19 protein-coding genes are annotated in these 22824 nt (G+C 64.3%); 9 read left to right on the top strand and 10 right to left on the bottom strand.

The window, feature by feature from the left end; translation table 11 throughout:
• Positions 1 to 102: 102 nt before the first annotated feature.
• From ABH939_RS29480 to ABH939_RS29495, 4 genes are read right to left on the bottom strand one after another with little or no spacing between them, the layout of a single operon-like run.
• On the bottom strand, positions 103 to 1221 hold the full coding sequence (locus ABH939_RS29480) for an MFS transporter (RefSeq protein ID WP_159419704.1): 1119 nt from the start codon (positions 1219 to 1221) through the stop codon (positions 103 to 105).
• Positions 1222 to 1274: 53 nt separating this feature from the next.
• Complete coding sequence (locus ABH939_RS29485; RefSeq protein WP_151097191.1) at positions 1275 to 3614, bottom strand: CoA transferase; 2340 nt, start codon at positions 3612 to 3614, stop codon at positions 1275 to 1277.
• 20 nt (positions 3615 to 3634) lie between these two features.
• Positions 3635 to 4414, bottom strand: a complete 780-nt coding sequence (locus ABH939_RS29490) for an SDR family oxidoreductase (RefSeq protein WP_054780826.1) — start codon at positions 4412 to 4414, stop codon at positions 3635 to 3637.
• Between the two features lie 9 nt (positions 4415 to 4423).
• Entirely contained in the window at positions 4424 to 5206 is a 783-nt protein-coding gene (locus ABH939_RS29495; protein WP_191908622.1) for an enoyl-CoA hydratase-related protein, read from the bottom strand.
• A 231-nt stretch (positions 5207 to 5437) separates the two neighbouring features.
• On the opposite strand from ABH939_RS29495, the gene ABH939_RS29500 reads away from it, so the two are divergent.
• Together ABH939_RS29500 and ABH939_RS29505 are read left to right on the top strand one after the other, a co-directional pair.
• The gene (locus ABH939_RS29500) at positions 5438 to 6550 is read left to right on the top strand and encodes an acyl-CoA dehydrogenase family protein (protein ID WP_243580666.1); all 1113 of its coding nucleotides are present in this window, start codon (positions 5438 to 5440) and stop codon (positions 6548 to 6550) included.
• 14 nt (positions 6551 to 6564) lie between these two features.
• A complete protein-coding gene (locus ABH939_RS29505; protein ID WP_151097185.1) occupies positions 6565 to 7755 on the top strand; it encodes an acyl-CoA dehydrogenase family protein in 1191 nt (396 codons plus the stop codon).
• Between the two features lie 101 nt (positions 7756 to 7856).
• Here ABH939_RS29505 and ABH939_RS29510 read toward each other — a convergent pair whose 3' ends face one another.
• The 6 genes from ABH939_RS29510 to ABH939_RS29535 all read right to left on the bottom strand — a co-directional run bounded on the left by ABH939_RS29510 (position 7857) and on the right by ABH939_RS29535 (position 13912).
• The gene (locus ABH939_RS29510) at positions 7857 to 8639 is read right to left on the bottom strand and encodes an alpha/beta fold hydrolase (protein ID WP_151097183.1); all 783 of its coding nucleotides are present in this window, start codon (positions 8637 to 8639) and stop codon (positions 7857 to 7859) included.
• 280 nt (positions 8640 to 8919) lie between these two features.
• Positions 8920 to 9726, bottom strand: a complete 807-nt coding sequence (locus ABH939_RS29515) for an SDR family NAD(P)-dependent oxidoreductase (protein ID WP_151097181.1) — start codon at positions 9724 to 9726, stop codon at positions 8920 to 8922.
• A gap of 144 nt (positions 9727 to 9870) precedes the next feature.
• Positions 9871 to 10893, bottom strand: coding sequence for a zinc-binding dehydrogenase (locus ABH939_RS29520; RefSeq protein WP_151097179.1), 1023 nt, complete (start codon positions 10891 to 10893; stop codon positions 9871 to 9873).
• Positions 10871 to 11614, bottom strand: a complete 744-nt coding sequence (locus ABH939_RS29525) for an SDR family NAD(P)-dependent oxidoreductase (RefSeq protein ID WP_151097177.1) — start codon at positions 11612 to 11614, stop codon at positions 10871 to 10873. Before ABH939_RS29525 ends, ABH939_RS29520 begins: the two co-directional genes overlap by 23 nt.
• A 285-nt stretch (positions 11615 to 11899) precedes the next feature.
• Complete coding sequence (locus ABH939_RS29530) at positions 11900 to 12910, bottom strand: NADPH:quinone oxidoreductase family protein (protein ID WP_151097175.1); 1011 nt, start codon at positions 12908 to 12910, stop codon at positions 11900 to 11902.
• Positions 12911 to 13219: 309 nt separating this feature from the next.
• The gene (locus ABH939_RS29535) at positions 13220 to 13912 is read right to left on the bottom strand and encodes a TetR/AcrR family transcriptional regulator (RefSeq protein WP_151097173.1); all 693 of its coding nucleotides are present in this window, start codon (positions 13910 to 13912) and stop codon (positions 13220 to 13222) included.
• A 118-nt stretch (positions 13913 to 14030) separates the two neighbouring features.
• On the opposite strand from ABH939_RS29535, the gene ABH939_RS29540 reads away from it, so the two are divergent.
• From ABH939_RS29540 to ABH939_RS29570, 7 genes are all read left to right on the top strand, one after another.
• Positions 14031 to 15077 carry a phosphotransferase family protein gene (locus ABH939_RS29540; protein WP_243580667.1) on the top strand — a complete coding sequence of 349 codons (1047 nt, stop codon included), beginning with the start codon at positions 14031 to 14033 and terminating at the stop codon, positions 15075 to 15077.
• Between the two features lie 555 nt (positions 15078 to 15632).
• On the top strand, positions 15633 to 16895 hold the full coding sequence (locus tag ABH939_RS29545) for an acyl-CoA dehydrogenase family protein (protein ID WP_151097171.1): 1263 nt from the start codon (positions 15633 to 15635) through the stop codon (positions 16893 to 16895).
• Entirely contained in the window at positions 16892 to 17974 is a 1083-nt protein-coding gene (locus tag ABH939_RS29550) for a phosphotransferase family protein (protein ID WP_151097169.1), read from the top strand. The genes ABH939_RS29545 and ABH939_RS29550 overlap by 4 nt, the downstream gene beginning before the upstream one ends.
• A 96-nt stretch (positions 17975 to 18070) precedes the next feature.
• On the top strand, positions 18071 to 19159 hold the full coding sequence (locus ABH939_RS29555; RefSeq protein WP_151097168.1) for a CaiB/BaiF CoA-transferase family protein: 1089 nt from the start codon (positions 18071 to 18073) through the stop codon (positions 19157 to 19159).
• Entirely contained in the window at positions 19156 to 19653 is a 498-nt protein-coding gene (locus ABH939_RS29560; protein WP_151097166.1) for a hypothetical protein, read from the top strand. Before ABH939_RS29555 ends, ABH939_RS29560 begins: the two co-directional genes overlap by 4 nt.
• Before the next feature lie 323 nt (positions 19654 to 19976).
• Positions 19977 to 21542, top strand: a complete 1566-nt coding sequence (locus ABH939_RS29565) for a class I adenylate-forming enzyme family protein (RefSeq protein ID WP_191908621.1) — start codon at positions 19977 to 19979, stop codon at positions 21540 to 21542.
• Positions 21543 to 21627: 85 nt separating this feature from the next.
• Complete coding sequence (locus ABH939_RS29570; protein WP_191908620.1) at positions 21628 to 22815, top strand: NAD(P)/FAD-dependent oxidoreductase; 1188 nt, start codon at positions 21628 to 21630, stop codon at positions 22813 to 22815.
• The last annotated feature ends 9 nt before the right edge of the window (positions 22816 to 22824 follow it).

Genomic DNA, 22824 nt, shown 5'->3' on the forward strand with positions numbered 1-22824 from the left:
TCCCGTCCCTGATCACTTTAAGGGGTGCGACGACGCGCCCAATGGCGAGATCAACGACTCATACACGACGTAACCTGAATACTGAACTTGCCGAGACATGAACTAACCAGCCTGCGACCTTGCCGGGACCCACCGCAGGAGCAGCACCAGCGCGACGCCGGCTGCGCCGGCGCAGACCGCGAACGCGGTGGCGTACGATCCGCTTGTCGCGACGATGCCGAGCATGGCTGGGCCGAGCGCGGCACCCAGGTCCAGGAACAGGGTGAACGCGCTCATCCGGCGGGTCTCCTCGCCCTCGGACACACCCGCTGTCGCGCTCAGCACCAATGACGGCACGAGTAAGGACATCCCAGCGGCCATCACAACCGTCCCGACCAGCAAACCCGGGAGGCTGTGCCATGCGGCGATCACGATGAAGCCGATTGTCAGCATGACCAGCGACGCCCGCGCGACGCGTCGTGCGCCGAGCCGGTCGGGCACCTTGGCGGCGGACAAGCGCACAATGGCGATGGTGCCGGAGGCGAGCAGGAAGATCCCCGCGGTGCTGGCAACGCCGATTTCCGACGAATACAGCGGCAGGAACGCGAGGTAGCCGGCGAAGCCCAGCGTTCCGAGCCCGGCAAGCAGCCCGATACGGATCGCGACGCCGTAGTCGACGTTGACACGCTTACCGTCGGCCGCTCGCTCGTTCGAACTGCGGCGCCGGACGCGGGGAAGCGTCGAGGCGAAGCCGGCGCTGAGTAGGCACGTGGCCGTCGCGGCGATCCACACGGCATCGGCACCGAAATGCCGAAAGCCCTCACCGATCGCCGGGCCAGTCCCCAAACCAACCTGAAGCGCGATGAACAGATAGCTCGACGCCTCGCCCCGACGACCCTTCGGCGAGAGGTCGATCGCCAAGGTCGTAGCGGCGACCATGACGCCGGCCTGGCCTGCCCCGACGACAAGGCGGGCCACCACCAAGCTCGTCATGTCGGAGGCGAGCAAGTGCCCGAGCAGACCCGCAGCGCACAGGACCGAGCCCAGGCGCAGAAGAATTCGCCGACCCCGGTTGTCGCCGATCCAACCAAGCGCGGGACGGCACAGCACTGCCGAGACGGCGGCCGCTGCGAACACCAGACCCACGGCACTCTCGTCGGCATCGAGGGTGTCGGTCACGAAGAACGGCAGCACCGGAATCGTGATGCCGATCGAGATGAAGATCAGCGCGGTCGCAGCCACCGTCGTGGCGTATGGAACCGTCCAAAGCCGTTGCTCGCAAGGCTCCCTGACAATCACTGCAAGGACGCGGTGCGGTCGAATGGAGCGTTGAACGGCGAATCCGAGATCAGTCCGTCCTCGCGAAGTGCAGCAATCTCCTCCGTCGTGCGACCCAGCCGAGTCAGGATCTCGTCGTTGTGCTGCCCGAACAGAGGGGCCGGATCACGCGGCACCATATCAGGTCCCTCGACGAACCGGACCGGTCCCGCCAGGTATTCCTGCGACCCGATGACGGGGTGCTTGATTTCCACGACCCGTTCACGGGCGAGCAGCTGGCGGTGCCGCACCAGCTTGTCTCCGACCTCAAGGTGCGCCGAGGGGACGCCGGCTGCCCTGAGGTCGGAGACAATCTGTTCCGAGTCGAGCTCGGCGAAGGCTTGCCGCAGCAGACCGTCGAGCTCGGCGCCCAGCGCGTCGCGACCAGCCACGTCGGCGAATCGCTCGTCTGCCCATGTCTTGGCCCACGGCAGCGCGGCGAGGGCGGACCATTGCTCGTCGTCCACGACCGATATTGCGAATTCGTTACCGTCGGCACCGCGATAGACACCCTGCGGTACGGTCCCCGGCCGGTCGTTTCCCGTGCGGCTGACATTTCTACCGGTCGCCGATCGCTGGATAACCGGCCCGGCCGTCAGCTGGATCGCGGCGTCGCACAGCGGAACTTCGAGGAGCGTCCCGCGGCCGGTCACCCGTCGCTGCCGGATAGCGGCAATCGTGGCGAAGGAGCACACGAGCGCCGCGAACGGGTCGACGACTGTGCCGGTCAGCAGTGGCTCGCCGTCGGCATAGCCGGTCAGCTCGGCCATTCCGGATGCTGCGTTGACGGTATAGGTGAAGCCCGGCCGGTCGCGCCACGGTCCATCCAGCCCCCAAGCAGGCATTCGGACCATGACGACGTCGGGGTTGATCGCCCGGATGCCCTCGTAGTCGAGCCCGCGTGACTCCAACACCCGCGGTCCGTAATTCTCCAAGACGACGTCGGCCTCGGCAATCAGCTCGCGGACCACGGCCAGTCCTCGGGGATCGGCAAGGTCCGCGGTGACGTCCATCTTGCCCAGGTTGGCACCCACAAACGGCGCACCGCGCTCCCAGGAACGATCGACTGTCCCGGGCACTCCGTTGAATCGGATGAGGTCCGGTCGGTTGACGGTCTCGACCTTGATGACTTCGGCGCCGAGACTCGCGAGGTTCATGGTCACCATCGGGCCGGCCTGGAAGGTGCCGAACTCGACGACTCGGAGGCCCGCCAGTGGCAGGCGAGGATCGATACCGTCGGCGGTATTGCGTGTGCGGGCAACCGTGTCAGACCAGTCGTGACCGTCGTCGTGGCCGACGTCTGTGAGAGGAGCCGGCGTCCAGGCCACCTCGTCATCCACACGGAACGGGGGGCGGGGTGCGATGAACCCACCTGAAGCGCTCTGGACGAACGAGTCCCGGGCCGCGAACGGCGCGATCGACGCGATCGTCCCCGGTGTGGCGACCGGGACGATCGGCACCCGGTTGGCGGCGCCGAGCTCGACAAGTTCGTCGACGGTGTGTCGGCGGGTGAACTCACGGACGAGCGCAGTGACCTCGGCAGCGTGATCGACCCGGTCGTTGAGGGTGTCGAATCGCGGATCGTCGAGCGCAGGGACCTGGGCGATCAGCTTGAAGTCCTTCCACTGCGGTGGCGTCACACTGACGACACATACCCATCCATCACTGGCCTGCTCGACACCGGGTATCGGTGCCTGCGGCAAAGGGTATTCCGAGTGGTGCTCGATGCGGTTGTAGAGCCAAGGGAACTGCTGTAGGGCGATGGCCGACTCGAACAGGGACACGTCCGCTTTGACGGGGGCCTTATCGGCGTCGTCGGCCAGCAACCCGACGACTGCCGCCATCGCCGCGGCGGAACCACCGGTCATCTCCGCGAGTGGCACACCCGCTGCGATCGACGGCCGGTCGAACGTCGGGTGCACCAACGAGATACCGGCCTCGGCCTGCAGTGTGAAGTCCGTCGCCGGGGTCGTCGCGTCGGGACCGTCGAGGCCGTATGGGGAGACCGAGACGACGATGAGGCGTGTCCGACGCGACCGTAGCTCGTTGACCAGCGACTGGACGGCGGACTTCTCGTCGCAGATCACGACGTCGACCCGGTCGGCGAGAGCGCGGCCCGCAGCGGAGCTGCTCACGTCGGTCACCGATCCCTTGCCGGCGTGGAGGTACTCGGCGTACTCCGGGGAATCCGTGCGGAGCGGATCGCCTTCGGGTGTCTCGAGGCGTACGACCGTTGCGCCGGCGTCACGGAGCAGCTTGCCTGCGTAGCCGGTAGAGACCCGGCTTCCTGCCTCCAGGACCACGATGTCGTCAAGCATGTGTATCTCCTTGTCGGTAGTTACGGCGTCGCGCGTCGCGCGCCGCCGTCCATGTAGAGCGCGGATGCCTGTACGTAGCTGCAGGCATCCGAGGCGAGGAAGCACGCGACGCGCGCGACCTCGGCGGGATTGGCGGGACGACCCGCCGGCAGTGCGGTGCCCACCTCGTCGATGAGCTCCTGGGGGGTGCGGCCTTGCTGCCGCGCCGCGTCCGTGAAGAGCGTCACTGCCCGGTCGGTCAGCGTCAGGCCGGGTGCGACGAGGTTTACCTGGATCCCAGACGGCGTGAGCTCGTCGCTCAGCGCGCGGGTCAGGTTATGGACCGCGATGTTCGCCAGACTCGTCGGCAGGTTGTTGGCCGTGGGGCTTGTGCCGGCGCTGCCTGCGATGTTGACGATTCGGCCCCACCCGCGCTCTGCCATTGAGGGGGCGACGCGCTGCGCCATCCGCAGGTAGCCGTGGAACTTCAGCAGTAGCGCACGGTCGACATCGTTGGCCGAGATTTCGAGGACGTTGCCCATCCCTGCCGATCCCGCGCAGTTGATCAGGATGTCGATCTGGTCGAAAGCATCGAGGCAGGTCTGGACAGCACGGTCACAGCCCTCGACGGTCGTGAGGTCACAGCTCGCCGTTACCAAATGCCCCGCGGACGAGGTGACGAGGTCATCAAGCAACCAAACGTCGCGACTGACGGCGCAGACGTCTGCGCCTTCGGAGAGCAGCGTCTCGACGCAGGCGCGACCGATGCCCTTGCTGCCACCGGTCACGATGGCAGCGCGTCCGGTAATTCCCAGGTCCATGGCGGCGTCTCAGTTGTCAGTTGGGCGCGGCGCCCCGTTGATCGCGAACGACGCGAGCCCTGCCGTGAGGTCGTCGGAGTGCATGATCATGTCGATTGCGGTGTCGTTGGCTGCCCACAGCCCGTCCTCGGACTGACTGAAGGCTTGGGTCGCGACGAACATGCTTGCGGTGATCCCGGTCGCCGGGTGGGCGGCGATGAGCTCGGCGCGCCCGATCGCCGCAGACATGACGTCGGAGTCCGTCAGGGTGCTCACGAGCCCGAGGGCGTACGCGCGCTCCGCATCGATCGGTTGTCCGGTCAGGATCATGTCCATCGCGGTGGCCCGGCCGATCGCCCACGGAAGCCGGAACAACCCGCCGGCGCCGGCGATGAGTCCCCACCGGACCTCTGCCAACTCGAAGGAGGAGCGTCGGGTAGCGACGACGAGGTCGCACGAGAGTACGAGCTCAAGCCCGCCGGACGTCGCGAGCCCGTCGACGGCGGCGATCAGCGGCTTAGTGCGGGCCAGCTGGGTGAGACCCCCGAAGCCGCCGGTCTCGGTCTCGGCCCGGGCACACCCGTTGCGCTCGTCCTCGATCGTGCGTAGGTCGTGACCGGCGCAGAAGACCGGTCGTGGCTCGGTGACGGTTGCAGCGAGGATCGCGACGCGCAGCTCAGGATCGTCCTCAACTTCGGCGAGTTCGGCGCCGAGTGCCTGCGCCATCTGGTGGTCGAAGGCATTGCGGATGTCGGGCCGGTCGAGGGTGATGATCGCGATCGGCCCGCGGCGTTCGAGCGTGACGAGGGTCATGGACGTTGACAGTAGGTGCATTCCGACCCCAATCGGCACAGTGATTTCCGGCCTCCGGAACGTTGGACGTGACGTGGTGTCCACCCGCGTCTCGGACACGCCCTGAGTCGCTTCCGGGGAGCGGAACACGCCGTTGCTCTCGTGACTGGGATCACGAAATATGCAGCGAGGCTCGCCGACGCACACGTTCGTTCCGGCGACCCATCGCGCCCGACGAGTTGAGGAGACCTGATGAACCTGTTACCCGATGAAGAGCACGAGGCAGTCACGGAGTTGGCACGCAGCATCGCGACGGGGATCCTGTCGCCCGCTGCACGTGAGGCTGAGCAGGAGCAGGCCGTGCCCAAGGACGTCTGGATCAAGCTCTTCGAGAGCGGATTGACCGTCCCGATTCCGGAGGAGTTCGGCGGTGGTGGTGTTCCAGACACAATCACCCAGTTGCTCGCGGTGGAGAACCTTGCGTTTGGTGACGCCGGGATCACAATGGCTGCGGTGTGGAGCGGAGCTGCCGGTGGCTTGATCGCACGGCACGGGACGCCGTCGCAGACCGACGGCCTGCGTATCCTCGCCTCGAGCCCCGACGCTAGGGGTGCGGTTGCGCTGCACGAGGGACATGGCCGCGGTCCGGCCGAGCTCGAGACCACAATCGCGATCGACGGAGACACGGTGAAGATCGTGGGCCGAAAGGTCGGGGTTGCCTTCGCGGCCACGGCCGACCCGCTCGTGGTCGTCGGTCGTGACGCGGAGGACGGCCGACTGCGGGCGGTCGTGCTATCCAGCGCCGATGCCGGCGTTACGGTAGACGAGCTAACTCGAGGAATCGCGCTCGGCGCTGCTGCTACCGGTTCGATCACGTTCGACGTTACGACGACGACCGACGCGCTCCTCGGCGGCGTCGACGCCGACGCCGAGGCGCTGACGACGTCCGTGCAGCAGCTACGGCTCCTCAACGCCTCGGCCCAAGTCGGCACAGGCCAGCGTGCGATCGAGTACGCCGCGGAATATGCGACGACTCGCATCGCATTTGGCACGCCGATCGCTGGCTTCCAGGGTGTTTCGTTCCCGCTCGCTGAGGGCATCATGCGTCTCGACGCCGCGAGGCTCGAGATCAACGACGTTGCGGAGCGCCTCGACCTAGGCGTCGGTGTGAGTGAGGTAGATGTCGCCCGTGCGGTGTCGTACGCCTCCGAGGTCGCACTTGAGGCAACTCGCGACAGCGTGCAGACGCTCGGCGGACACGGCTTCATCACGGACCACCCGGTGGAGATCTGGTACCGGTCCGCCGCCGCCCTCGCGGCACTCGACTTCGACCCAACACGCTCGTCCTTCGAGCCCGCGCTCTGAATAGGGGAAAGAAAATGTCCTACAGCTTCCAGCTCAGCAAGCCGCTCGTCGACTACGGCCGTGCCATCCGGGAGTGGTCCGCGTCTGAGGCCCGCCCTTACGCGCGCCAGGCCGACCTCGACCACCGCCCACCGTCCAACTGGGCCGATATCCTCGACACGTGCCCGGTTCCGCTGGGTCGAATCGACACTGCCGAGCCCGATCCGATCCCGACGTTCGACGAGGGCTACTGGACAAGCAGTCTTGTGTTCTACGAGAACATTAATTACGGCGACATCTGGGTGCATCCGACCCTCGGCGGTGGCATTGGACATCTTGTCGTCGAGTCGATGGGCACGCCGGAGCAGATCGAAAAATGGTACACGCCTGTCGTCGAGCGGGGTCTGCCTACCGGGTTCGCGCTGACCGAGCCGCACTTTGGCTCCGACACGTCTCAGGTCTCGACGACAGCGACCCGCGACGGCGACAACTGGGTGCTCAAAGGTTCCAAGATCTACTGCAGCGGTGGTGCCACGTCCGACTACGTCGTGGTGTTCGCGACGGTTGACAAGTCGCTCGGAGCCAAGGGCATCAACGCCTTCGTCGTGCCGGCTGGTACACCTGGCTTCATCATTGCTAAGGAAAACGAGCAGAAGCTCGGCATCCGCAGCTGGGTCACGTCGGAACTGTTGTTCGACAACTGCGTCATCCCCGTCGAAAACCAGCTTGGCTGGACCGCCGACGGAAACGCGGCCCCGCGACGGAGTGGGCAGGGTGGCGCGCTGGGTGCACTGGCCAACAACCGACCCAACATGGCGGCGATGTGCATCGGTCTGGGCCAGGCGGCGATTGACCTCACGACAAGCATCCTCGCAGGCCAGAAAGCAGCCTTCTCGCCACAGCGTTGGCGCGCAGTCGAGCAGGATCTTGAGGCGATGAACTTCGCCCTCGAACGTGGACGGCGGATGTCGTTCAGGGCGCAGTACCTCGTCGATCAGGGCAAGGAAGACAGGGCGATCTCGGCCGCCGGCAAAGGCTACGCGCCCGAGACGGTCGAACGCGTCATTCGTCGGTGCATGCAGTTGCTCGGACCTGAGGGCACGAGCGAGGAGCTCCTCCTCGAAAAGTGGTACCGCGACGTCAAGATCATGGATATCTTCGAAGGATCGGGTCAAGTTCAGCGCATCGTCGTCGGACGAACGCTGATGGGTCGCCTCGTCGGCTGATTTTCGGAGGGCGCAGGTCCTCGTACTGTGGAGGCGGCACCCTACCCGTGGGTGCTGCCTTCACGTGACTGACGATCCTGACCACCGTACGAAAACAGACCTCAACAGATCTCGTCGATCCACTTCGTGACGATGGCATTGAACTCGATCGGTCTCTCCTGGTGCAGCCAGTGCCCGGCTCCGTCCCAAGTCATGGTCATGCCCGGACCCGTCCCGGCAGCGGCATCTTCCCACGCACTGTCGTCGGCGGAACGAAAGAATGTCAGCGTCGGACATGAGCGGAGTCGGAGCATAGCTTGATCAACATTGACGACGTTGTTGGTGGTCATGCCCGCGATCGACTCCGAGATGACATGCCGTGGCACCGTGAGCAGCCTACGCAGATGCCAGGTCGTCAAGAAGGCGGGCGTGGATGCATCAGCAAAGCTCGTGAACAGTTGCTCCATGAGGCCATGGCACGACTCGGAGCGAAGGGCCGAGATGAGCTCGGATGGGTCAGGTGCCGCCATCGACGGCGCGTAGGCGGGATCGACGCAGACGAGCGCGAGCACGTGCTCCGGGTGCTCGACGGCGAGGTGCACGCCGATGTAACCGCCGAGCGAGTGACCGATCACGATCGCGGGACCGCATCCCAGGACCTCAATCAGGCGACTTAAGTCCTGTGCATAGTCGGTGCCGCGGTAACAGTCCTTGGTCACCGAGGAATGACCGTGCCCGCGGAGGTCGACGACGTAGACCTTGTGTCGCTCTGCGAGATCAGGGATTTGCCACATCCAGTCCCCTGAGTCGCATGCCCAGCCATGCACCAGCAAGATCGGGGGGCCACCTTTTCCGTGCTCGGTGTAGAACAATGAGACATCGTCCGAGATCTGGGCGTGCGGCATGCGTCGCTCTCTTCCTGGCTGGTTCCACTCACTGGCTAGTGACACGGTTCGGTCACACTAAGGCAAGGCCCGTAGTCGTGCCCACACACGTTTCCGCGGTCCGGAACGGGTCGGTAAATGCCGCTGATCGGCACAAGCTGGCTCACGACCGTCATGGCGGCACTCGTAATTCGTCAACGCGTTCGCACATAGCAGACACGCTTTCAGGCTCGTCGGCCAGACACTGGGCAACGCGCTTACGATTTCCGGAATGCTGTACCTCGATCGCGATCCTGGATCGTCAGACAATCGATGCCCCGCCGTCGATGGCGATGAGCTGCCCAGTCAGGAAGCCAGCGAGCGGGCTGAGCAGAAGCTCGACCACGTCGGCGACATCCGAGGGCTCGCCTTGACGCTGCAAGGGAATCAGAGCGAGGTCGTCGTCGCTGGCGACGAAGCCGGTGACGTTCGACTGGGCGATCAGGCGCGAGGTCCGGATGACACCCGGGGCTATGCAGTTCACCCGGATGCGGTGCTTACCGACCTCGACCGCGAGGTACTTCGAATAGTGCAGCACTGCGGCCTTGCTCATTGCATAGCCCGCGATGTAGCCGCCGGCCGCCACCTTGAAGCCCGAGCCACTCGAAACCGTAATGATCGTTCCCCCGCCTGCGGCACACAGATACGGTACGGCGGAACGGCAACAGTTCACTACTGTCGTCATATTGACGGCGACGAGCTTGCTATAAGCGTCGTGCGAAGTCTGGCTCGCCGCGCTGCCAGAGTACGGAGTGATGGCCCCGCCAGCCGGAATGAACAGGTGATCGACGTGCCCGAACCGATTGACGACCTCGGCGAACGCGCGTTCAGTCGCCTCTGGATCGGTTAGATCGACCTGCACGCAGAGTCCGTCGCCGGCCCGGTCTTTGAGCTCATCCTCGACAGATGCGGCCGTTAGATTCTCGTCAAACTCGGCAGCCGCGCTCAGATCGACATCGAGCACGGCCACCCTTGCACCCCGCTCGGCGAGCCGCAGCGCGGTTGCCCGGCCGATGCCGCGTGCTCCTCCGGCGACAACGACCACGGATTCGTTCAGGGCAGGGGGCATGGTCAGACTCCTCGATGATGTCGACGGTGCACAGTCGCGACTGCACGTCCAGTGACCCGATAGGTGGGTCACCCCACCACAGTGCCGGTCGTTCGACGCCGAAGACACCAGAAATTCCGTGTGATGAAACGTCTGAAGTACTCGTCAAGAGCCGTCGACGTGCACCGTGATCTTTCCGGGCGGTATGCCCTGTTCAAGACGATGGAGTACATCTGGCACCTCGGCGAACGCGTACGAGCTCCCGAGGGCGGGGCGGATGCGTCGCTGCTCGGCCATCTCTAGTAGCGTCCGATTCATTTCTGCGTCCTCCTCGACGGAGAAGCCGCCGGCGAAGACACCGACCAGCGCGAGATTGCGCAGCACGACGTCGTCCATGGCGGCGTCGATCCAACTGCCGCTAGCGAAGCCGATCACAGCCACGGAGCCCCGGCTTCGGACTCCCTTGACGGCCTGAACAGCGACGGCCCCGCCGACCGGGTCGAACAGAATGTCCACACCAATACCGCCCGTCAGCGCGAGGAGCTCGTCACCGACGTCCGACGTGCGGTGATTGATGCAGTCGTCAGCACCGGCCTCGGCACAGTAGGTCAACTTCTCCACGCTGCTGCCCACCGCGATCACCCGAGCACCCACGGCTTTGGCGAGGGCAATGGCGGCGAGCCCCGAGCTGCCACTGGCACCCAGCACGGCGACGGTCTGCCCGGTGTGCACCGTCAGTCGACTGATGAGCGCGGCGTGGGCGGTGCGGAACCCGATCATGAATCCCGCAGCCTCGGCGTCGGACAGCGTCGACGGCGCGAGCAGTGCCTTGGACGCACGAACGTAGGCATGGTCGCCGAATCCACCGTGCCCCTCGGGGAAGGGGGTCAGGCCCATGACCCGGTCACCGACCCGGAAGTGGGTGTCCGCGCCGGCCTCGACGACAACGCCGACAACCTCCTGGCCCGGTTGGATCGGCGGCGTCCGCGTGAGCGGATAGCGGCCCTGCACCATCAGCAGGTCCGGCAGGCCCACACCGCACGCGGCGACACGAACGAGCAACCGGTCAGGTGTCGGCGGTTCCCACGTCACGTTCTCCAACTTCAGGACGTCCTGTGGATCGCCGAACTCGTGTGCGCGCCAACTACGCCCCTCGGTCGCCATCTCAGCGCCATCCACCGTCGACACGGAGCAGTGCCCCTGTAGAGTACGACGACGCCGACCCACTAAAGAACAGCACTGCACCGACGACTTCGGCGGGCTCAGCGCACCGGCCGAGTGCTACGACCGCTTCGAGCTCCTCTCGGGCGCCCTCCGCCCAGTTGTCCGCGATGTCGGTCAGGAAAGGTCCGGGTTGGATCGTATTGACGCGTACGGTCGGCGCGTATGCCTGGGCGAAGCCTTCGGTAAGGATGTGCAGCCCTGCTTTCGCAGCGGCGTACGGCAAAGCCATGTGGGATGGACGGATAGCCTCGACGGAGCCGATATTGACGATCGACCCGCCGCCGGATTCCACCATCTTTTGGCCGACCAGTGCGGCCAGTCTGAACGGTCCACGGAGGTTGACTGCGATGGTCTTGTCGAACAGGGGCTCGGTGACGTCGACCAGGCTCGGGTAGTGCGGGGAGAGGCCCGCATTGTTGACCAGGACATGGACCTGGCCGAACTCGGCATAAGCCGCATCGACGAGCTCGCCGCACTGATCCCAGTCGCTGACGTTGCAGGCAACGGGGAGTGCGCGGACCCCAAACCTCGAGCGGACTTCCTCAGCGAGCATCTCGCACGCTTCGATCTTGCGGCTCGCGATCACGACATGGGCGCCGCGCTCGGCGAAGGCCAGCACGATCTCCTTCCCCATACCGCGGCTGCCGCCCGTCACGACGACGACTTGGTCCTTGAACTCTTCCATGGTTACTCCTGATGTAGGTCAATTGTGGGTTGTATCCGCGGCGGGTGGTCACTTGCAGACGAAGACGGGAATCGCTACGGAGCAGTCCTCGTGGGTGCCATATCTCTTGCTGGTAGTTCTCGAATCGCTGCTCTCCGAGGGTGTCGCGAGAGCAATTCATGTGGGTTGCTTGGTCAGCTGCTCGAGGTTGGGGTGTTGAACAGTATCTTTGTGCGCCTTGATGAGGGCCGAGTGTTCCTATTCGGGGAGCTGATGGGTTTGTAGTGAACGGTGAGGGCGGGCTGGTCAGCCGACGGACCCGTCCAACATGACAACAGAGCGGCCGACGGTGACCCCGTCGTCCAGGTCCTGTAAGGCTCGGGGAGCATCGATGAGCGGGACCCGCTCACCGATCAGCGGCCGGATCGCCCTACCGGCAGCGAGGTTCGAGAGCTCGGCCATGGCGCGCGCGACCACATCGGGCCGTTTCACGGTGTAAAGGCCCGAGTTGATCCCGATGATCGAGTAGTTCTTGACGAGCGGGTGGTTGAGCGGCTGGGACAGGATCTCCCCGCCGGCGAACCCGATGACGAGGAGTCGGCCCTCGAAAGCCACGCACTTTGTCGACTCGAACCAGGACGACCCACCCACCGGGTCGTAGACGATGTCGGCGCCCCGACCTTTAGTGGCGTCCTTGACTGCCTCGATGACCGAGACCTGATCCCTGTCGATCACCAGCGAGGCACCGAGATCCCGCACCACCTCGGCCTTCCGCTCGCCACGCGTGACACCAATGACGGTCGCGCCGGCCGCGAGGCCGAGTTGGACGGCGGCGCTGCCCACTCCGCCGGCGGCAGCATGGACCAGCAGCACCTCGCCGGCCTGGATGCGCGCACTGTGGGTGAGGGCGAGCCAGCCCGTGAGGTACGCGCCGAAGAGGGCAGCCGACTCGGCGGCGTCCAGGCAGGCCGGTGCGGGGAAGAGGAGATCGAGATTGACCAGTGCAATGTCGGCTAGCCCTCCGTGAAGCCCGGCGCCGATGGCGATGACCTTCGAGCCGACCGAGAGGTCGCGTGCAGCGAGGTCGACGCCGGGACCGACCGAGACGATCTCCCCGTAGAAGTCAGCGCCGGGAGAGAAGGGAAGGGTCGGCCTGTGCTGGTACCCTGCGCGGCACATTAAGACGTCGGGGAATCCTAGGGTGCAGGCCGCGACCCGTACTGCGACCTGGCCCGCACCGGGCTGGAGGTCCGGGACTTGTACAAGACGCATGACCTCGGCCGGGGCGCCGAAGGCCTCGACGTGCCAGGCTCTCATCGCAACGCGACCGAGGTGTTCATTTGGTGGACCACTTCGTGTATCCCCAGTGCAGAGTAGAGGTCGAATCCCGCCTGTCGGCAACCGTCGGCCCGGACGTGAGAGTAGCCGCGGGGCAGCTGTAAGTCCGAGACGGTCTCTTCGGCGACCTGTTCCGGCAGGAAGGCGCGACAGTTATGTCGTGAAGGCAGGAGGATCGACAGGCTCATGCGGGTGACTTAAGTCGATATCGATCGTTCACTACAGCCCCTGTTCCGCTGGATGGGCCGTATCCAGCGGCGTGCTTGAGACGGGCAAGGAACTGGGCGGTCAGTTCGACTTCCGTCGGGGTCGTTCGTCGAGCAGTCGCTGCGTCTCCTCGGAGATCTCCGCGCGGAGCAACGCCGCGGACAAGTCGACGAGTTGGCTTGAGAACAAGGCATGGTCCCCGTCCGGGGAGCTGCGGGCGCGGCGTCCAATCTCGATGTGTACAAAGCGGATTGCCGCAAACCGGCGGTGCAGTGGACTCCCAGTGGTCCCGGGGGGCATGAGGTGTTCGACGAGGTGGTTCCAACGGTCCTGGCTGCCACTGTGGTCGTAGATGATGGCGCCTGCCGGCTCCTCCGGGTCGATCACCCGGTTGTCCCGGTTGACCAGTTGGGCGGCGATCTGCAGGAACTCTCGGCCGCCGTCCGGATCGTTGAGCTTGGCTACGAGTGGCTGGACGAGTGCGGAGCAGGCGTCACGAAGTGAGGTCTCCTTGTGTGATGCGAGTAGGTCGAGAATCGCATCCCTGCGCACTGAGATGGATTGAATGTGTTTCTCGACCAAGGCGCGAAGCAGTCCGTCGCGGTCACCGAAGTGATACTGCAACGAGGTGGTATTGCGCTGGCCTGCCGCGCGCATGATCTCGCGCAGGGAGACTCCTTCGATGCCTTGGTCGGCGAACAGTCGCTCGGCGGCGGTGATGATCGCTGAGTGCGCGTCGCGGGTCGGTTCGCGATGTGTCGTACTCGCAGTCATGATCGCAGCGTACCCGCAAGTTCCATCCTTGCGTCAGTTTATGGATCAATCGATTTCATATATGATTCACTTGAATTAATATGCCGGGAGTCGCCCGCGACGGATACGAGGACTCATAATGACAAACTCCAGGGATGCCCACATCGACGCGGCAGCGGTGGCCGACTGGATGGAAAGGGTAGGTCTGGGCGGAGGTTCGCTCGAACAAGTCGAGCCCTTGGCCGGGGGCACACAGAACATCATGGTGTCCTTCATGCAGGACGGACGACGTTACATCCTGCGGCGTGGCCCTCGGCACCTGCGCCCAGGCAGTAACAGGATCATGGGCCGCGAGATCGCCCTACTCGGCGGTCTCGCGCAGACCGACGTCCCGCACGCGCGACTCATCGCGAGTTGCGAAGACGAGTCGGTTCTCGGCGGTGCGGTCTTCTACCTGATGGAGCCGATCGACGGCTACAACGCTCTAGTAAGCCTGCCTCAGCATCATGCCGCAGCGCCCGAGATGCGTCACCGGATGGGGCTGAGCATGGTCGAGGCGCTTGCGACGCTCGGCGGGGTCGACTACGACGCCGTGGGGCTTTCGGAGTACGCGCGGCCCGACAGATTCCTCGAGCGACAGGTGCCGCGGTGGCTCGGTGAGCTCGACTCCTACTCTCAGCTCGCGGGCTATCCAGGTGCTGACATTGGCGATGTCACCCGTGTCGCTGAATGGTTGGACCGGCACCGACCACGCACCTGGACTCCCGGCATCATGCACGGCGATTTCCACATCTCGAACGTGATGTTCCGTCACGACGAGCCGGAGATCGCAGCCATCGTGGACTGGGAGATGACGACGATCGGAGACCCACTGCTCGATCTCGGCTGGATGCTGTCGCTGTGGGCGGGTCCGGACGACGTCGACGACCTCCTTGGTTCGGCCTACGCGAGCGGGGGTGGGTTGCCGACAGAGCAGGAGATCGTGCAGTGCTATGCCGACCGTTCTTCGCGGGACATCTCCGCCATTGACTGGTACGTCGTGCTCGCATGCTTCAAACTCGGGATTGTCCTAGAAGGGACTTACGCGCGTTCCTTCGCCGGCCAGGCCTCTGTCGAGACGGGACTCCGCCTCCACGAGATAACGCTGAGGCTCTTCGAGAGAGCGATTCAGCGGATCTCGGATTGATGACGTCGATTCAAAGTGGCGCTGGAGCAGGGCATTTGGTGTGGAAGGCAGTCGATAGTCAACTTAGGCAGCGCAGACCAGGTCGATCTCGATACGGTCCAACATGACCGTAGTAGGCACGTAGGCGGGCGTCCCCTGCGCTGATCTGACTCGCGTTGATCGTGCGTCCGTCGGCCCCCGACTAATTCTACGAGAGCCGACGATTACCTACCGGATCTTCGGACGCCATAGACGGCGGAAGCAGCATGTTCTGAGCCTCGGAACACCCGCTTGGCGGTCGACCGTCGCGCACTTAGTGTCCCTAAATGACAAGTAGATGAAGAGATCTCTCGTGACACCCGTCTCGGCGGCGTGATCCGGTTTACACCGCAATGGTGTTCGACGCTATGGCCTGATCATCCTCACTGGCCGCGCGATGATCACCGTGAACGAGGACCCGAGCGGTGGGGATAGCTGCGCAGGAGGCCCTCGTTAACGACCCGTGTCGTCCGACCTGCCTGATCTCTTCGGTCGCATGCTGCTCACCGATTTCGATCCCCTACAGAACCGAGAGTCATGACCCAGCCATTCGACGTCGACCACCTCGACCTCCGCCCCTCTTCTCACGCGCTTGAACTGCGAGATCTGCTCATCGAGTTCATGCAGGAGCACGTGTTCCCGGCCGAGGCCGACTATCACGCCCATCGCTGCGCCATGGGCGTCGAAGATCACACGCTTCCTCCGGTAGTGAAGACGCTCAAGATCGAGGCCCGACGCCGTGGTTTGTGGAACCTCTTTCTTCCGGCGACGTCGGGCATCTCGCAGCTGGACTACGCAATGCTCGCGGAGATTACGGGCTGGAGCCTGGAGCTCGCACCCGAGGCGATGAATGGTCAGGCGCCCGACACCGGAAACATGGAACTCTTGCACCTGTTCGGTACGGACGAGCAGAAGAAGACATGGCTCGCGCCGCTCCTGGACGGGACTATCAGGTCCGGCTTCGCAATGACTGAGCCTGCTGTCGCGAGTAGTGACGCCACCAATATCGAGACCCTCATCGAGCGCGACGGTGGGGATTACGTCATCAACGGCAGAAAGTGGTGGACGAGCGGTGCGGCCGACCCGCGCTGCGCAGTCCTCGTCGTGATGGGGAAGACGGATCCGACCGCTGCCGGCCACGTGCAGCAGTCAATGGTCCTCGTCCCGACCGGCGCACCAGGCGTGACGATCGTCCGTGATGTCCCGGTCTTCGGCAGGCACGACCAACACGGTCACTGCGAGGTTCACTTCGAGGACGTTCGGGTTCCGGCGTCTCACCTGCTGGGTCAGGAGGGTGGTGGTTTCGCGATGGCGCAGGCGCGTCTCGGCCCGGGCCGCATCCATCACTGTATGCGGGCGCTCGGTGCGGCAGAGCGTGCCTTGTCGATGATGGTGACCCGGTCGAAGTCCCGCATGGCGTTCGGCAAACCCCTGGCCGAGCAAGGCCTGGTGCAAAGCGACATTGCCGAGTCCCGGCTCGCGATCGACCAGGCCCGTCTGATGTGCCAGCAGACCTCCCGGATTATCGATCTGCACGGCAACAAGGCGGCAGCCAATCACGTGGCCTTGGCGAAGGTCGTCGTGCCGAGGGTCGCGACCCAGGTCATCGACCGCGCCATCCAGGTGCATGGTGGTGCCGGCGTATCCGACGATGTACCACTGGCGGCGATGTGGGGCTGGCACCGTGCGATGCGGATCTTCGACGGACCCGACGAGGTGCACATCCGCTCGATTGCGAGGAACGAGCTCCGGCGTCCGTCTTTGTTCGACCTGTCGATTTCTGCAGGAGCTACGGCGTGACCACTGGCAGCTCGCCTGACGGTCTCGACCTGATCGCACTCACGACGTATCTCCAGCGGGAGTCCGTCCCGCTGGAGGGAGCTCTGACGGCGCGTTTGATCAGCGGTGGTCGGTCGAATTTGACGTACTTCGTGTCTGACGGTGTCAGCCGGTGGGTGCTGCGTCGCCCACCACTCGGCGACATCCTTGCAGGCGCGCACGACGTCGCTCGGGAGCACCGTGTCATGGCCGGCCTCGGGAATACCGCAGTTCCGGTACCCAAGATGGTCACGCTGTGCCAGGACGAATCGGTCCTCGGCGTGCCGTTTTACATGATGGACGAGGTCGCCGGAAAGGTTCTCCGCACTACCGACATGGTTGAACCGCTCGCCTCCCGAACCCGTGCGGCACTGGGCGATGCACTGATTGACACGCTGGCAGACCTCCATGACGCAGACTTCGAAGCAGCAGGTCTCGGAGGCCTCGGCCGCCCGGACGGTTACCTACAGCGACAGGTCGACAGGTGGGTCCACCAGTACGCGGTGATCAAGAACCGGGAGCTTGCTTACGTCGACGACGTTGTCGCAGCGCTGCGCGCCGGCATGCCGCAGATGAGCACAGCCTCGGTCGTCCACGGCGACTACCGTATCGACAACGTGATCGTGGACCTCGACGACCCGTCCAAGATCGCTGCCGTGCTCGACTGGGAGATGGCAACACTTGGCGACCCGTTGGCCGACCTCGGCATGCTGCTCATGTTCTGGGATGAGGCAGGGCGGCTCTTCAACCCGATTACCGATGGCCTCACTGCGTTCGAGGGCTTTCCGTCTCGCGACGAGGTGATCGAGCGTTACGTGACGCGGCGAGGGCTGCAGGTCGACAACCTCGACTGGTATCTCGTTTTCTCTCAGTTCAAACTCGCGATCATCCTCGAGCAGATCCATGTGCGTCACCAGACGGGACACACCCGCGGCGAGGGGTTCCAGGGCCTAGGCGACATGGTCGCGAGCCTTCTGCAAACTGCCCGCGACGACATCGAACGGTCACCACGACTTCAAATACCGCGGCGGAGTAAAACGTCCGTGAAACGGCAGCTCTAAATCGCCGACAGACCGGGCACCATCGGACGGGACCTCGTCGGCTGCCCGCTGACGCCGAGCATCCACCATCACCACCAACTACGGAAGGCCGAATAGATGAGCGGACCACTGAGCGGGCTCAGAGTCGTTGAGCTGGCCGGGATCGGCCCGGGACCACACGCAGCCATGATGCTGTCAGACCTCGGTGCGGACGTCGTCCGCGTGGTTCGGCCCACAACCCCCGAGATGGACTACACAACAACATCGCACGTCTTGCGTGGACGTACCACGGTCCTCGCGGATTTGAAGAGGAGTGAGGACGTCGAGCGCGTGTATGAGCTAGTAGCCGTGGCCGATGTGTTGATCGAGGGTTTCCGCCCCGGGGTAGCCGAACGTCTCGGACTCGGACCGGACGAGTTCACCACGAGTAACCCACAACTCGTGTACGCCCGGATGACAGGATGGGGACAGTCCGGCCCGCTGGCGAACACTGCCGGGCACGACATCAACTACATCTCGCTGACCGGTGTCCTGGATGCGATCGGGCCCACCGAGACGCCACTCCCTCCGCTGAACTTCGTAGGCGACTACGGCGGAGGCTCGATGTTCCTCGTCACTGGAATCCTCGCGGCGCTCCACGAGCGTCACTCGTCGAGACTCGGTCAGGTCGTCGACGCAGCCATGATCGATGGCGTCAGTGCATTAGCGCAGCCGATCCACGAGCTCCGAGCGATCGGTGCATGGGAGGACGGTCGTAGCCAGAACATACTCGACGGTGCTGCGCCGTTCTACCGGACGTACGAGTGCAGCGATGGCCGTTTCATGGCGGTCGGGGCGGTCGAACCGCAGTTCTGGACGTTGGTCCTGTCAGGCCTGGGACTGAAGGAGGCATCTCTCCCCGCTCGGGACGACCGCGCGACGTGGCCGGATCTCTGCGGAGCACTCGGTGCGGCCTTCCTACAGCACGATCGTGACCATTGGGTCAAGATCTTCGACCGCACCGATGCGTGCGTGACCCCGGTGCTGACATTCAGTGAGGCACCGTCGCATCCGCATGTCGCTGCGCGTGGCGCCCTCGTCGGAGCAGGCAACGACATAGTGGCTGCGTCGGCACCACGCTTCTCCCGCACCCCAGGCCGCATCGCCGAGGGCACGCCCTCCACGATGACCGCCCTCGACACGGCCGTCAAGCACTGGACCTCATGAGCACGTTCGTAGACGGCCTTCCTTCGGAACTGACGCAGCGGGCCGGGCAGGTCATAGCTTCTGACGCGACGATCAGTGACATCAAACGATGCCCGGCCACGCTGGGCTCAGCTCCGGATTCACAGTCCACAGCAGTCTCTACAAGCAGCGACTCGCGGTTCGGTTCGCACCACCCGGCATCATCCGCAGAGGAAACACCGACGTCCTTCGGCAGATTCCGCTGCTCGTTGCCCGCGAAGACAGTGGTGTCCTCGATCGCGAACCTCGTGTGGTCGACGGACGATCCCGTATGGTTCGGCACCGACGCGATCGTCCAAGAATTTCTGACCGGCGGACCGCTGCACATGTACGACCGGGCCGCCGGTGTGTCTCCGATCGACGATGACACCGGGGCCGTACGTCCAGCGCGCCACCGACGGCCACGTCCGTGCGATTGTCGACTGGGAGAGCCGGCATCGGACCCGTCGATGTCGCTGCCGCGTGGCTGTCGATGATGACCGACGTTGAAGCCTGGGACGCCGTACGGGCCGCGTCGCTGCACGTGCGGATCGATCGTGCCGACATACGGTCCTGGTACGAGGCAGCATCGAACCGAAAACTCGTCGACTTCGACTGGTACCGCGCGTATGCGTGTTTCCGTTACGGCTCGAATTACCGCCTTCAATGTCCGGCTGCATAGAACAGGTCACCGCGTGGACCCCGAGAACGAGCTCATCGCACCATCGATATCCGCTCTCTTCGCCCATCGACCGAACATTCTCGGTCGATGACTGCTGTTCATCCGCACCCGCCCACCCGCCCGACGAAAGGTACAGCCGTGAAGCTGGAAAGAAACGTCTTCGGGATCCTCGACCGATCCGCACGCGCCCACTACGGGAACGAGCCCGCCTTCGGATTCGAAGGATTTAGCGTGACCTTTGCCGAGCTGCGTGACCGGGCGCAGCAGGTAGCCCGCGGATTGGTCGACCACGGCGTCCGCCCGGGGGACCGGGTCGCCGTTATGATGGGCAACAGGTTGGAATGGCTTGAGGTCTACTTTGGTCTGGCCGCGATGGGGGCGGTCTGCGTACCGATCAACGTCCTACTGACCGCTCCTGAGATCGCACATGTGTGCGAAGATAGTGGTTCGACTGTTCTGGTCATGGACGAGATCGCAACGGCCTCCGCGGCCAAACTCACCCAGTCGTTCGAGCTCGTCATCACCATCGGCGACGCCACGGCAATACAGGGGGTCGCGTCCGTCGACTACGAAACGATGCTGACGAATGCTTGTCCGAACACCGTGCTCGACGGTCCCGCGCTCGACGACACCTTCATCCTCTACTACAGCTCGGGCACCACTGGGCTACCCAAAGCCGCGGAGCACACACACGATGGCGTGCTGTGGAATGCCACTGGGCAGATCGCCGGATTGGGTCTGACACGCGACGTTCGCTACGCCGTGATCCCCTCATTCTCCTGGGCCGCGGGGCTGCACAATCTGGTGATGGCGCTGATATGGGTCGGTGGATACTCGGAGATCCGCCGAACGGGCGGTACGACGACGGATCAACTGACCGAGCTCATCGAGCGCGACCGGATCACGCACATCATGCTGGTTCCCAGCCTACTGCGCGCCTTCATCACTCGGCCCGACCTGCTGGAACGGCTCACCAACAGCACGCTCGAGTGGATCGTGACGGGCTCTGAACCCGTGCCCCGGTCAGTCATCGAGCGTTGCGTCTCCGGCATGCCGGGAGTTGCAGTATGCCAGGGATATGGTCTCTCGGAGTTCCCGACGATCGCTACGGTCCTGTCGGCCGAGGAGGTCGTGAACCATGACGGCTCCGCCGGTCGGCCGCTGCCGCATACCGACGTCTCCGTGCAGGACAGCGAAGGAGTCATCCGGACCTCTGGTCGCGGCGAACTGCTGATCCGCTCGCTTGCCACGATGCGCGGTTACTTCAATCGGCCGGCACAGACCGAGGCGGCGTTCCGAAACGGCTGGCTGCACACCGGCGACCTGGCTGACTTGGACGAAGAGGGCTACATCACGATCGTCGGCCGGACAAAGGACCTGATCATCTCCGGCGGGCTCAACGTATATCCCAAAGAGATCGAGGATCTCGTGCAACGCCTTCCCGGGGTGCGGGAGGTCGCGGTTATCGGCGTCCCGCACGATACGTTCGGCGAAACGGCGGTGGCCGTCGTGGTCACCGCAGACCCTGACTTCGATGGGCAGTTCGTCGCCGAGGTGTGCCGCGAGCAGCTCGCGTCGTACAAGCGTCCACGCAGCATTCTCATCCGCCGGGAACCGCTGCCGCGCAGCGCAAACGCCAAGCTACTGAAGCGTGAGCTACGACCGTGGGCGATGGCCGAGCTCGGCATAGCAGAAGAGAACTGAGCAAGATTGTGTTCGGCCGCATGAGCAGTCGGGTGAGGCGCACCAACTGAGGTTGTGCGACGCTGGTTCGATGCGGACGAATAGTGTGCTTATCGTAGGTGGCGGTCCACTGGGACTGCTGCAAGCGCTCGGACTGGCCCAGGCCGGCGTAGAGGTGACAGTCCTGGAGCCTGCACCCGCACGGCAACGCGTGACCCGTGCGCTGGTCTTCAACTGGTCGATGATGGCTGGGCTCGACAGTCTCGGGATCCTCGACGAGATGATGGCCGTCGGAGTGGTCCAGAACGCAGTGTCTCTAAACATCCTTCGAACCGGTGAGAGAATCGTCTTCGATCTGTCTGCACTGTCCGACGACGTCGAGCACGCCTTCACCCTCAACATGGAACAGGGCCAGTTCGTCGACATCCTGCTGGCGCGCCTGGCGTTGTCGCCAGCAGTGACAATCGAGTGGGACACACGCGTCGAGAGCCTCGACCAGGACCGGGACGGCTGCACCGTTGTCGCCACAAGCAGCGTCGGCGAGTTCACGTTTCGTGCGGGATGGGTTGTCGGAGTGGACGGGACGCATAGTCTCGTCCGCCGCAGTCTAGGCCTTGCATTCCCTGGTATGACCTGGCCTGAGCGGTTCGTAACAGTCAACCTACGATTCGACTTCTCGACGATGGGTGTCGCACAAGCTGCGACCCATATCGATCCGGAGCGGGGTGCTCTGATCGCTCAGATCGACCGCACAGGCCTCTGGAGCTACCTGTACGCAGAGAACGAAAAACTGCTGGAAACCTCGATCGGCATACGAATGCAGGCAGTCTTTGCAAATGTTCTGCCCGAGGGTGCCGATCCCCGCGTCGAAACGTGGGCAGCCCATCGGATGCACCAGCGGGTCGTTGATACCTTCCGAGTAGGCCGCGTTCTTTTGGTTGGAGGCGCGGCGCACATCACCGCCCCCACAAGCGGGTTCGGGCTCGTCGGCTCATTCTTCGACGTCCTGGCCGCCACCGAGGTGCTCGGCGCACTGGCCCGCGGTGAAACAGACGAGGCCATTCTCGACCGCTATGCCGCCGATCGACGGCGAGTCTTCACCGAGATCACCTCGCCAGTCTCCTCCGAGACCAAAATGCTGATTTTCAACGGAGCCGAGCCGGGGCGACTCGAACGTGAGCTCATCCAATATCGCGCCGCTGCCTCCAGTCGAGCGTCGACGCGCGACTTCCTGCTGCTCGCCCGACAGCTTGAGAGCCCCTCTCTGCTCATACCGCGCTCGACCTCGATCTGACCGGTTCCG

The sequence above is a fragment of the Rhodococcus sp. 27YEA6 genome (assembly GCF_044908235.1).
GTDB classification, from domain to species: Bacteria; Actinomycetota; Actinomycetes; order Mycobacteriales; family Mycobacteriaceae; genus Rhodococcus_F; species Rhodococcus_F qingshengii.